The organism is Chryseobacterium vaccae (assembly GCF_009602705.1).
GTDB classification, from domain to species: domain Bacteria; phylum Bacteroidota; class Bacteroidia; order Flavobacteriales; family Weeksellaceae; genus Chryseobacterium; species Chryseobacterium vaccae.
In genome coordinates this window covers 79,296-91,742 of the sequence record NZ_VSWH01000001.1, presented here as the reverse complement: position 1 = coordinate 91,742, position 12,447 = coordinate 79,296, and the positions used below count along the sequence as shown (strand labels likewise).

Annotated in this window: 12 protein-coding genes; 6 read left to right on the top strand and 6 right to left on the bottom strand. The window is 36.9% G+C overall.

From position 1 onward, the window contains the following. Window positions 1–141: 141 nt before the first annotated feature. The 4 genes from FW768_RS00375 (at window position 142) to nhaA (ending at window position 5,148) form a co-directional block, all read left to right on the top strand. Window positions 142–1,107 (top strand): hypothetical protein, encoded by a 966-nt coding sequence (locus FW768_RS00375; RefSeq protein WP_153391346.1) that lies wholly within the window; start codon window positions 142–144, stop codon window positions 1,105–1,107. Window positions 1,108–1,280: 173 nt separating this feature from the next. Next, window positions 1,281–1,646, top strand: coding sequence for a hypothetical protein (locus FW768_RS00370; RefSeq protein ID WP_153391344.1), 366 nt, complete (start codon window positions 1,281–1,283; stop codon window positions 1,644–1,646). 110 nt (window positions 1,647–1,756) lie between these two features. Further along, complete coding sequence (locus FW768_RS00365) at window positions 1,757–3,967, top strand: RelA/SpoT family protein (protein ID WP_153391342.1); 2,211 nt, start codon at window positions 1,757–1,759, stop codon at window positions 3,965–3,967. A 2-nt stretch (window positions 3,968–3,969) separates the two neighbouring features. Next, window positions 3,970–5,148 carry a Na+/H+ antiporter NhaA gene (gene nhaA / locus FW768_RS00360; protein ID WP_153391340.1) on the top strand — a complete coding sequence of 393 codons (1,179 nt, stop codon included), beginning with the start codon at window positions 3,970–3,972 and terminating at the stop codon, window positions 5,146–5,148. Here the strand turns inward: nhaA and FW768_RS00355 are convergent. Beyond that, on the bottom strand, window positions 5,145–6,158 hold the full coding sequence (locus tag FW768_RS00355) for a YihY/virulence factor BrkB family protein (RefSeq protein WP_153391338.1): 1,014 nt from the start codon (window positions 6,156–6,158) through the stop codon (window positions 5,145–5,147). The genes nhaA and FW768_RS00355 overlap by 4 nt on opposite strands. Before the next feature lie 748 nt (window positions 6,159–6,906). Between FW768_RS00355 and FW768_RS00350 the strand changes: the two genes are divergently transcribed. Then, window positions 6,907–7,380: a 23S rRNA (pseudouridine(1915)-N(3))-methyltransferase RlmH gene (locus FW768_RS00350; RefSeq protein ID WP_153391336.1), complete on the top strand. Its 474-nt coding sequence runs from the start codon at window positions 6,907–6,909 to the stop codon at window positions 7,378–7,380. Between the two features lie 37 nt (window positions 7,381–7,417). Here FW768_RS00350 and FW768_RS00345 read toward each other — a convergent pair whose 3' ends face one another. From FW768_RS00345 to FW768_RS00330, 4 genes are all read right to left on the bottom strand, one after another. Next, entirely contained in the window at window positions 7,418–7,870 is a 453-nt protein-coding gene (locus FW768_RS00345) for a tRNA (cytidine(34)-2'-O)-methyltransferase (protein WP_153391334.1), read from the bottom strand. Between the two features lie 92 nt (window positions 7,871–7,962). Then, window positions 7,963–8,775 carry a tetratricopeptide repeat protein gene (locus FW768_RS00340; protein ID WP_153391332.1) on the bottom strand — a complete coding sequence of 271 codons (813 nt, stop codon included), beginning with the start codon at window positions 8,773–8,775 and terminating at the stop codon, window positions 7,963–7,965. After that, window positions 8,772–9,338 carry a phosphatase PAP2 family protein gene (locus FW768_RS00335; RefSeq protein WP_153391330.1) on the bottom strand — a complete coding sequence of 189 codons (567 nt, stop codon included), beginning with the start codon at window positions 9,336–9,338 and terminating at the stop codon, window positions 8,772–8,774. The genes FW768_RS00340 and FW768_RS00335 overlap by 4 nt, the downstream gene beginning before the upstream one ends. Before the next feature lie 3 nt (window positions 9,339–9,341). Beyond that, window positions 9,342–9,683 (bottom strand): Sec-independent protein translocase subunit TatA/TatB, encoded by a 342-nt coding sequence (locus tag FW768_RS00330; RefSeq protein WP_153391328.1) that lies wholly within the window; start codon window positions 9,681–9,683, stop codon window positions 9,342–9,344. Between the two features lie 345 nt (window positions 9,684–10,028). Between FW768_RS00330 and FW768_RS00325 the strand changes: the two genes are divergently transcribed. Further along, window positions 10,029–10,973, top strand: a complete 945-nt coding sequence (locus FW768_RS00325) for a hypothetical protein (protein WP_153391326.1) — start codon at window positions 10,029–10,031, stop codon at window positions 10,971–10,973. Window positions 10,974–11,105: 132 nt separating this feature from the next. Here FW768_RS00325 and FW768_RS00320 read toward each other — a convergent pair whose 3' ends face one another. Continuing rightward, window positions 11,106–12,332, bottom strand: a complete 1,227-nt coding sequence (locus tag FW768_RS00320; RefSeq protein WP_153391324.1) for a TCR/Tet family MFS transporter — start codon at window positions 12,330–12,332, stop codon at window positions 11,106–11,108. Between the last annotated feature and the right edge of the window lie 115 nt (window positions 12,333–12,447).

The window sequence follows — 12,447 nt, the reverse complement described above, 5'->3', positions numbered from 1 at the left end:
CAAACACCTGCTCATCTGCGAGAGAATTTTTACACTTTAAAATCTGTAAAGCATTGATATTAAACTAACTTTTCAACAATATTTAAAAAAATAAATTGAATTTGTAAATAAAATCCAAACGATTCGTTAAAAATATTATTTTTGACAACCATGAAATATACCCTGACTACTGCTGCCGCTCTGACATTCCTACTTTCCTGCAATAAAGAGAAACAAACTGCGAAGAAAATTACAAAGATCTTTGAAGCTGATTATTGCTATAAGCAGATGATGATCAATGACAGTCTTCCTCCTAAAATATCCTATCTGAATACAACAGCCTTCAGAGAGAAAATAGAAAAAGAGAACCTGAAGCCATTTTATACTGCAGACCTTAATCATGACGGGATAGATGATTATGTGGTTAATATTCAACAGAAAAAGGAATATAGAGGCAAGGAAATAGCGATTAATGTTTTCCCTCTTAATCGTTGTGACGGAATGGGAAATATCGCCATAGCTCTGAGTCAAAAATCAGGAAAGTACAGAATATTCAATCCTTACAAGGAGATGAATGAAGAACCTATTGCCGCAAAGATTTCTCCGGACGGAAAGTTCATACATGTTTTAAGGGTTAAATATACCCCATCAAGAAATGTTGATTATAAAGAATTCTATGAAACGGATATTTTAACAGTTAAAAACAATGTTACTACGGAATATATCAAAACACCTCAAAAACATACCATTAATGAGGTTAAAATAGAGCTTCACGGACAATTTCTCATGACGCTGGATTTTAAAGAGAAAAAAATGTACCTGGACCATACCCGACTCAATAAACTGGATGCAGAAAAAACCTACTTCAAAAAAATGTCAAAAGAAGATGAAGAACAGCTTCTGATGCTTCTGAATGATATGGATTTTACCAATATTGACAATTCAGAAAACACTCCGGTTAAAAACGTTGGAAACTATTTCCTTGATATCAACTACGACCAGAACCAGAATAAAGAGATCTGGAACTATGGCAAAAACGGAGGACTGAGAACGATGAACTTTTATGACCAGATTATACTCTATATCTATCAGTTTGGATGGACGGAATACGAATATATGAATGATTAAAAGAAAATATTTCATCTGGAAGACTACAATTTAAACACCTGTTCAATAGACATTATCAAATATTTTAACACTATTTTATAGATAAAACAATAAATTTCAAATTTTATTGAAATTTAAACAACAATATCGGAAAATATTTATTACCTTTAAGTACAATTTAAAAACTATTGCTTATGTCAAATATATTAGCTGGGGTATTTGCACATCACAGCGATTACAAAAAGCTTGAAGCCGATCTGGAGAATTCAGGATTTGGAGATTCAGATTACATCATATACTTAAACAGCGGTTCTGAACACGCTCAATATCTGGCGAGTGTTGCGGTAAAAGATAATAACCAAACTGATAATGCCCGAAATGTTTTCAGCGAAAATTCAGTAATGAAAACTTATTTGCTCGAGAATATGAGTATTGAGCAGGCTAACTATGATCATATTAAAAGATTCATTGACGCCAGAAGCAGAGCCGAAATCCATAACAGCCCTGATGTGAAGATAAAGGCATCAAGCAGCGGCATGGACTCAGAAGTGAAATTCTGACACAAACATAAAACCTAATAACCGTAATCCGCAGAGCGTTCTGCGGATTTTTTATGTTTGAAAAGTTTAAAAAATTTCGTATTTTCGTTTAAATATAGGCATTAACACAAATGAGTTACGATTTAGAACAGGAAAACAAAGAGATCCTTGCCCGTTATAAGGATCTGATTTCTAACACATACAGAACACTGGATGAAGAAAATAATAAGCTCATCCGGAAGGCATTCGATATTGCGCTGGATGCCCACAAGGACCAAAGGAGAAAATCCGGGGAACCTTATATCTACCATCCTATTGCGGTTGCTAAAATTGTAGCGACTGAGATCGGTCTTGGAGCTACTTCCATTGCCTGTGCCCTTTTGCATGACGTTATTGAAGATTCAGACTACACCTATGAAGATCTGAAAAAAATTTTTGGAGAAAAGATCGCCAACATTGTGAACGGGCTCACGAAGATCTCCATTATGAATCATCAGAATATTTCTGTACAGTCTGAAAATTACAGAAAGCTGCTTCTGACGTTGTCTGAGGATTTCAGAGTGATCCTGATCAAAATTGCAGACCGCCTTCACAATATGCGTACGCTGGAAAGTATGGCTCCGGACAAGCAGAAAAAAATTGCTTCCGAAACGGTTTATATTTACGCTCCGATGGCACACCGCCTTGGATTGTACAACATAAAATCTGAGCTGGAAGATCTTTCTTTAAAGTATAACAGTCCTGAGGTTTACAATGAGATCACCGAAAAACTAGAACTTGCCAAAGAAAGCCGTGAACGCTATATTGAAGAATTTAAAACGGAAGTTTCAGAAAGATTAAAAGAAGAAGGATTAAACTTTACGATTAAAGGCCGTGCAAAAGCCATTTCCTCCATTTACAGGAAAATGCTGAAACAAGGCGTTTCTTTTGAGGAAGTCTTTGATAACTATGCCATAAGGATCATCTATAAATCGGATGCGAAAAATGAAAAGTTCCTGGCCTGGAAAATTTACTCTATTGTAACAGATGTCTACCACAGTAATCCTTCAAGGATGCGGGACTGGATTACACAGCCACGCTCTACAGGATATGAAAGTCTCCATTTAACAGTTCTCGGGCCGGACAAAAAATGGATCGAGGTTCAGATACGTTCTGAAAGAATGGACGAAATTGCTGAAAAAGGTGTTGCCGCCCATTATAAATACAAAGAAGGCTATAAACAAAGCACAGACGACCGGAATTTCGAAAAATGGGTGACCGAAATCCGTGAAGTTCTTGAACAGCAGCAGAACCTTTCCACATCTGAACTTTTAGATAATATTAAACTTAATTTATATGCGAAGGAAGTATTTGTATTTACCCCAAAAGGTGAGATCAAAATCCTTCCGACCAATGCAACAGCGCTGGATTTTGCATTTGCAGTCCATTCCGACCTTGGAATGAAATGCCTGGGAGCCAAGATCAATGGAAAGCTGGTCCCTATTTCATACACCCTTCAAAACGGAGATCAGGTAGATATCCTTTCTTCCCAGAACCAGAAGCCTAAATCTGACTGGCTGGAATTTGTAGTCACTTCGAAGGCTAAGTCGAAGATCAAAAGCTACCTGAATTCCCAGAAAAACCAGTTGGTAGAGGACGGAAAAGAAATACTTCAACGAAAACTTCGTCACGCTAAAATTAACTTCAACGATGAAGAGATCAATAAACTTCAGAAGTTTTTCAATTTAAAATCATCTCAGGAACTGTTCCTTAAATTCCAGAGCAACGAGCTGGATGCAAGCAGTTTAAGAAAATATATTGAAAGTAAAAATGTATTCAATAATTTACTTTCAAGATTCAGAAAATCACCGTCCAAAAATCTACATTTCGAAGAACCGAAAGAACAGAATCTTGACATGATCGTTTTCGGGAAAGATGAAGAGAAGCTGAACTATAGCTATGCTAAATGTTGTACTGTAATTCCGGGAGATAAGATCTTCGGATTTATTACAATCTCCGACGGGATCAAGGTTCACAGTGATAACTGCCCGAATGCCATCAACCTGAGAGCCCAATATGATTACCGGGTGATCCCTGCCAAATGGGTGAATGCGGAAAGCTTTAAAAACAGGGTTAAGATCGAAATTGAAGGTCTTGACAGAATGGGTATGATTAATGATATTACCGCCGTAATCAGCGGAAGTATGGGAATGGACATGAAGAGTATGTCTATAGAATCCAACAACGGTGTTTTCACCGGAAATATTAACCTTGAGGTGAAGAACAAAGGACAGCTCGAGGAAACATTTAAAAAACTTAAAGACATCGACGGAGTTTCAAGAGTGAGACGACTACAATCTTAGACATGAATTTAACTCTCTATTTTAAAAAATTTTTCAGCAGCAACCAGTCATCAGGAATCATCCTTATTTTCTGTGTGCTCATTTCACTACTTATTGCCAATTCATCTGCAGGAGAAGCCTTTCAGCATTTCCTGGATAAGGAAGTCGGCACTCACCTTTTCCATCTGACCTACCCTGTCAGCATCTGGATCAATGACGGACTTATGGCTGTCTTTTTCCTTCTGGTAGGGCTTGAAATTAAGAGAGAACTGGTAGAAGGTGAACTTTCCTCCTTTAAAAATGCGTCGCTTCCTATTTTTGCAGCGGTGGGCGGAATGCTGGTTCCTGCAGTGATCTACAGTCTTTTCAACAGCGGAACAGAATATGGAAGCGGCTGGGGAATCCCTATGGCAACAGATATTGCTTTCTCTCTGGCCATTATTTCCATGTTGGGGAAAAAGATCCCGAACTCTATTAAAATATTTCTGGCAGCATTAGCCATTGTAGATGATTTAGGGGCTATTCTGGTGATTGCTATATTTTATACAGAACAGATTCACTGGACCTACCTTTTATTATCTTTCGGAACGGCAGCCCTTCTGTTTGTTCTTAATTTCCTGAAAGTTACCCGTCTTGTTTTTTATATCATCCCGGGGCTTTTTCTGTGGTATTTCCTTCATCATTCAGGAATTCATGCGACGATAGCGGGTGTTCTGCTGGCGTTTTCTATTCCAACAAACGCCTCGAATGTAGAAATATCACCATTGGAAAAACTTGAGCATAAACTTCATTTTCCGGTAAGCTTCCTGATTATGCCAATCTTTGCTTTAACCAATACCAATATTGCTTTCTCAAAAGAAATGGTGGAAGGAGTTACAAGTACATTAGGTCTGGGAATCATTTGTGGACTCGTATTAGGAAAATTACTTGGAATTAACCTCTTTTCCCTTATCGCCATCAAATTAAAACTGAGTTCACTGCCACAAAACAGTAACTGGTTACAAATGATTGGAGTAGGTTTGCTGGCAGGAATTGGATTTACCATGTCGATTTTCATTGCCCTTCTTTCCTTTAAAGACGATATTGCGATTCAGGATGAAGCCAAATTCGCCATTTTGATTGCATCTTTCTTAGCAGCTGTAACCGGCTTTGTGATTCTGAGCATGAGTTCTAAAAAAGATCCGGAAGCCATAGAAGATTAATATTCTTTCTTCTCTTCCAGTTTTCTGCGGTGTTCCTCGTCACTTTCCAGGTTGGGTTCAGTAACAGCAGCATGATAATGAACAGCTTCTTTCTGAATTTCATCGGAGAGCAGTTTTTCTATTCTCAATCTTCTGAGGGCCATATTCAATTCATTCCCGAACAGAAGCAGATACACGTTGACATTTACCCAGACCATTAGCAGAATCATACTTCCGATGGAGCCGTAAAGTACGTTATACCGGGCAATATCTTTTACATAGATGGCAAAGATATAAGTGGTCAGGACAAACAAAACGGTGGTTAAAATAGCTCCGGGAACAGCCTGCCTGAATCTTGCAATTTTAACGGTTCCCAGCCAGTAAAACAAGGTCAACAGGATAAAGTAAAACAGCGGAAAAGAAACAAATCCTATAATTTTGGTAAGGTTATTCACCAGCCACGAGATATCATAAGCAGGAGTGAAAGGTTTTATAACGACTTCCGCATAATACACCCCGAAAAGAGCCAGAAATACAATAACAATAAAGCCGATCGTGATAAAAAACGAAAGAATAAATTCTTTTACATCACTGAGTTTTTCCTCTGTATTTTCATTGAACCCGTTGATGAGGGAAAAAGTTCCGTTCGTTGCAAAGAGCAGAGCCAGCACAATGGTAAGGTTGCTGATTCCTTTCATATTCGGAATAATATTTTTCTCAATATATCCGCGTATATCTCCTTCCATATTGGATGGAAACACATTATGCATGAGTACTTCAAAAATATAGAACTGCAGCTTGTCATAATGCGGCATATAGGGTAATACAGACAGTAGGAAGAGAATAAACGGAAATAAACTGATGGTAAAACTCCAGGAAATCGCAGCGGCTTTTCTTCCGATCTTTCCTTTAAAAATCCCCGAAATATAAATCTGGAACATCTGCCACAACGATATTCCCAGAACAGGAATATGTATATTGTCAAAAAATTCCTGAATCTTCAGGACAAATCTTGGAACTTTTATACTCATCTATTTGTTTTAAGGTTCACTTTACAATAAAGCTGTTTAAACTTTTTTATTAAACCATAAAAGTCACAAAAGTTTTATTTTAAACACTTTAGTAATTTTTAAGTTTAAATACCTTTGCGTATAGAAGTTCACATAAGCCTTTAAAAATCTTTGATTTTTATTCTCTTGAGAACTTTTATCATATCTAATATCCGTGCAAATAGCTTTTGTGCCTTTGTGGTTAAGTTAAAACAGACTTAATCAATAAAAATCCGGGTTTCAACAGAATAAGCGGATATTATTTTAAAGATTTTCAATAAGTCTTCCCACAAATATAAACATTTTCTCCGTCCTTTATTCCCGGTTGGGATTGACCAATCTGTATTTATTTTTAAGAATAGATACACTCAAACGATTCTAAGGGAGAATATATTGTGTGAATGCCATTTAACCTCAGTTCAGGATAAGAATTTTTGATTTATAGAGCTGAGAAGCTGGGAGCTGGAAGAGGGCGGTTATGAAGGTCATCAATAATAGATTACCATCTTTTTTAGCTAATTTGATTTTACAGGGGTTTCACAGTATCTATAACTAAAAGTAACTTCCAGCCTCCTTCTTCCATCTTTCAACCTTTTATATTTAAAATTCAGATTATTTAAAGATTCAAAAATTAAAAGATTCTTAGAACCGGGAGAGTTTTCGCGATTAAAAGAAGCCGTCTTTTTTTCAGTTTTAAAAAATGGTATCTTTGCATTTTGAAACCTTTTATATGCGAATCGGCTTACTTTGTATCGGAAAAACAGACGATAAGGAAATCACTTCTCTGATCAGCTATTATCTTACCCGCCTTCCCAAACACTGGAATTTCGAGATTACTGAGATTCCTGATGTTAAAAATGCCAAAAACCTGTCTCCCGATCTTCTGAAAAAAGAAGAAACTAAACTTTTTCTCAATCATATTGATAAGACCGATCTGGTTATTATGCTTGATGAAAAGGGAAAACAGTTTACGAGCCGTGAATTCGCCCAGAAAATTGATACCTGGATGAATTCTTCCGTTAAAAAAGTACATATTCTTATTGGAGGTGCCTATGGCTTTTCAGACGAAATGTACAACAGAGCTAATGAAAAGATGTCTTTGTCTAAAATGACCTTTACCCATCAGATGATCCGGCTTTTTATTGTAGAGCAGATTTACCGTGCAGATCAGATTCTGCAGGGGAAACCTTATCACAATGACTAAAATGATCCTTTTTAATTGTATTTGTTAAAGCTCAGTATCATTTCAAATTAATCTGTCTTTTTGCTTCTCCCACTACAAAAGCAACAGAATTGGCAATATTAAAACTTCTGATTAATTTTGACATCGGGATCGTTAAGTGATTGTCAAAACGGTCCAGAATTTCTTTGCTTAGCCCAACGCTTTCCTTTCCAAAAACCAGCCAGTCACCATCCTGAAAGTCATTTTCAAGATAAGATTTTTCTGCGTGTGAACTCATGAGGAAAACCCGTGAAAGGTCCGGAACATTTTTTACCCATTCTTCAATATCTGAATACTCAGTTACATCAAGATGAACCCAGTAATCCAAGCCGGAGCGCTTCAGGTTTTTATCATTAATCACAAATCCAAAAGGATGAATTAAATGTAATCTGCTTTCAGTACCTACACATAATCTTCCGATATTCCCTGTATTATTAGGAATTTCCGGTTCTACAAGAACAATATTTAACATTTAATCTTTTTTTATTGACTGCTCTATTTAGCTTTAGCGGCTAAAAAGTCTCTTCTATTTAAGGGTTATTAATAATAGTTTGGATATGATCTTTATTTCTTTGCGCATTTAGTATAATACTCTGCCAAAACAGCTTTTTCATATCCTAGGCTGACTGCTTTATCCAGATTATCACAAGCCTCTTTAGGTTTTGAAGTATCAAATAAGACAAGTGCTTTGCTTACATAAGACTGGGCAAATTTCGGATCTATAGAAATGGCTTTATTAGCATCTGCCAGACTTTCTTTATACTTTTTCATCTTGAAATAAGTATCTGCCCTGCCATTATACAAAAGGGATTCAGGTTTCTCGGAGATCAACTGGTTGTAATCTTTCAAAGCACCTTCAAGATCACCATTGTTTTTTTTAAGATTGGCCAGTCCTGTTTTTGCAAAAATATTATCAGGAGCAAAGGTTAAAATCTGTTTAAGATCATTAAGTGCAAGATCTTTTTTACCCTGACTGTCATAGATTTTGGAACGGGTGAGATAAAACTCAGGATTTTCAGGCTCTATTTTAAGTCCTGTAGCAATATATTCCAATGCTTTGGCTTTACTGCCTTTCTGGCTGTGCAGTGAAGCGAGGTTGGCATATACAGATCCAGACATCGGATTGGCTTTCAATGCAGATTCATAAGACCTGAAAGCAGCTGTTATTTTCCCCTGTCTTCTCTGCGCTGTTCCCAGATTGTTGTAGTATTCAGACTGAAATTTCTGGATCTGTTCTTTTTCTGCAAGTTTGGAATATTGTTCTTCAGCACATTTATAATCTGCTTTTTTAAAACATTCCTCAGCTGTTTTTTTATCCTGTCCGTAAAGATAGAATGAGGTGCACATCAGTGCAGCAAGTAATAAAGATTTTTTCATTCGGATATCGTTTGTTTGTTAATCACTTTTTTGGCGAGTGCACCAAATATCACTCCCAATAAAGATCCAACAAACGCCCCCACCAAAATATCTATCGGGAAATGCACTCCTAAATAAATCCGGCTGTAGGAAACTACTATAGCCCATACAAATATAGCATATGGAAACCAATTGAGTTTCTTTTTTAATAAAATACTTAAATAAGATGCCAAAAAGAAGGTATTGGAAGCATGGGCTGAGTAAAACCCGTACTGTCCTCCGCATTTCACAATCCTCATATAATGTTCCAGAGAAGGATCATGACACGGCCTAAGTCTTGCTACCCCATATTTGAAAACACTGGCAAGCTGATCAGAAACGGTAGCGCCCAATGCGATGAATATCAGAACAAAAACTAAAGATTTTAGCTTGTAGTTTTTATATAAAAAATAAAGAAATATAATGTAGAGCGGTACCCAGATCCAGGTACTTGAAATCAGCATCCAAAGCTGATCAAAAGAAGGATCTCCCAAATTGTTAAGGAATAAGAAAACCTTTTTATCTTCCTGAATGATCTCCTCCATACATTATCTGCTTACCGGCCCTTCGTAGGTTTCATCATCGGCAGGCTTTGGTTTTGGAGGTTCATTATTAGATGTAGAAGACGGTTCTGTAAGAATATCCTTTTCAATATCTTTCATGGGATTGAAATCTTTGGCAGCGTCTTTTACCTTCTCAATTTCACGCTTAATCTCAGAAACAGGATTATCTGTTTCTTTCATGATCTCAGTTTTGATGTCTTCCACTGCACCACGCATTTTTCTTACACCTGCTCCCAAGTCACGTGCTATCTGAGGAAGTTTATCCGGGCCGAATAATACAACAATCGCCACCGCGATCAATGCCATTTCTCCAATGCTTAATTCCATGCTGTAAAATTACGAAAGTTTATACACTTATTTACGGTAAACCATAATTTTAAAAAAATTTTAAGATTTGAAAAGCTGGAAGATGTAAAAAGGAAACTGGAAGTTGGTTTAAGTTATTAGTATCAACAGTCGTTATGTAATTTCATTATCTTAAAAATATAAAAACAGATCAACACTTATTATTGATGACTTTCATAACTTCCTTCTTCCATCTCCCAGCTTCAAAATTATCTTAGAAATTCTTATCCTGAACTAAAGTTATATTAATGAAAATTAATTCAAAATGTAGAGAATTAAATAGTTTTTTCATTATCTTTATTACACACAAAATCAAATATATAATTTATGAAAAAACTACTTATTCCCTTCAGGGTTTTTACCATAGTATTGGTAATGGTCCTTACAGGCTGTCAGAACGAAAGCAGCGAAATAGTACAGGAAAATCCGGCTGTAAAAGTAACCACAGCAGATCTGAAAAAAGAAATGAGTACGGGATCTCAAACCATTTCTGAAAATGTTCAGGTACAATTGAATGATTCGAAGAAAAGCCTTGAAAAATACTTAAACAATGATCTTCAGATCACCGGAACAACTGTTTTAGGAAAACTCTCAACACAAAAAGGTCTCGAAATTTCTCAGAATTTAATTTCAGATAAGGATCAGTTTACTGCTGAAGGAAATATTCTTTATCCCGAGACCATGAAGATAGGAAAAATTGGAAGTCTGTATTCCGGGGACAATCTGACTGAAGCTCAGAAAGGATTAAAGGAAACAGCAGCAGAACAGATTAAAATAGGAACTGAAGTTATTGAAGTTTCCTGGAATTATAAAGGCGAAACATTCAATTCATTATGCTTTTATAACGAATCCGGCATCATCTGGGACAATGTATTTGCCGGCCTTATCATCATGGATAAAAGGGGAACTACAGAAATTTCCCCATCAGATAATCAGGCGAAAGTAGCGTCCAAATGGTATAAAGAATGGTGGACGGCAAGCTGGCTTTGGGGCTCTAAAAGAGGAGAAACAGGATACCAGATCACCATTTATTATTCCGGCTCAACTGTTTCTAATGTTGATGTGACAGACTGGGGCTATATCAGCTTAGGAAAAGCAAAAAGCGAAAGTAAAGTAACAAAAAGAACTGGGACATACGGGCAGTGCAGATTTGCTCTTGGACTATGTACTCCTACAGGTTCTTTAAGTTTTAATGCCAGTAATTTTTCGGTATCATTCTCAGGATTGGGAAGCAACTTAGTTCATAACGGAACAAAATCACTTTATCCATAGTTTATCAATTCATTATTATATTTTCATTAAAGACGGGGATGCTCAATTGAACTTCCCCGTTTTTATATCAGGATTTTAATAAGATCACTATATTAAAAAATCTTTTATTTACACTCTTTAACCAGCTCCGTTTTACAGCTTAATCTTTGGTTTTTTCTTAAAAGCATAATACGTAATAACCACACTTATTGCCATTAAAACAAAAGCCAACAGAAACGGTGCTCCCGCGAATTTAATCTGTGCATCATCTCTTGTAAAATAATGGAAGAGACTGGTCATTAGGACAGGTCCTATAATAGATGTTGCACTCATCAGACTTGTTAAAGCTCCCTGAAGTTCCCCTTGTTCGTGGGAAGAGACACTTTTTGAAATCATCGATTGAAGTGCGGGCCCGCAAATTCCTCCCAAACAGTAAGGGACAAGAATCACAAACATCATCCAGCCCTGAGTGGCAAAGGCAAATAAAAACATTCCTATAGCATAGAGTATCAACCCGTAATAAATACTTTTCTGTTCTCCCAGCCTTGGCGTTGTCCATCGTATAAGAAGCCCCTGAACCAAACCAACCAGAAGGCCTACTACTCCTAATGAAATTCCTACCATTCTGGTATCCCATTTGAACTGGAACATGGTAAAGAAATTCCAGTTGCTCTGTACGGCATGCCCTGCGATATAAATTAAAATAAGCGCTACAATCAATCCTGAAATTTCCGGGTGTTTTCTTAAAAATTTAAATGAACCTATTGGATTAGCTCTTTTCCAGTCGAATTCTCGTCTTTTGTCTTTATCCAAACTTTCAGGTAGGATAAAGTATCCGTACAGGAAGTTCAGAAGGCAGAGAACTGCTGCTGCATAAAAAGGAACCCTCGCTCCGTAATGTCCTAAAAAGCCTCCCAATACAGGCCCTATAATAAACCCCAGTCCAAAGGCAGCTCCAATCAGTCCAAAATTCTTAGCCCTGTCCTCATCAGTAGAAACATCTGCAATATAAGCACTGGCCGTGGTAATACTGGCTCCCGTAATTCCTGCGATGACACGTCCCACAAACAGCCACCAGATGGTTGGAGCAAGTGCCAGGAAAATATAATCTACAGCAAATCCGAAAAGTGAGATCAGAATAACAGGTCTTCGCCCGTATTTATCACTAAGGTTACCCACAATTGGGGAAAATACAAACTGGGTAAAAGCATAGGCAAAACCAAGCCAGCCACTATATTTTGCAGCTTCACTGATATTGGCATGAATAAGCTCCTCAATCAGCTTTGGAACTACAGGAATAATAATTCCCCATCCTGTAATATCAATCAGTAAGGTTATAAATATAAAGCCAATGGCCGCTTTTTTCTTTGAATTTTCCATAATTTGCAAAATTAATCAAAACATGAAAAATAATGGTTCTAAATTAGTTGTATAACTGAAAATTTAATATTCAGCCTGAGTAATTGGCTTGAAGCTGGAAGAAAGAAGCTGGAAG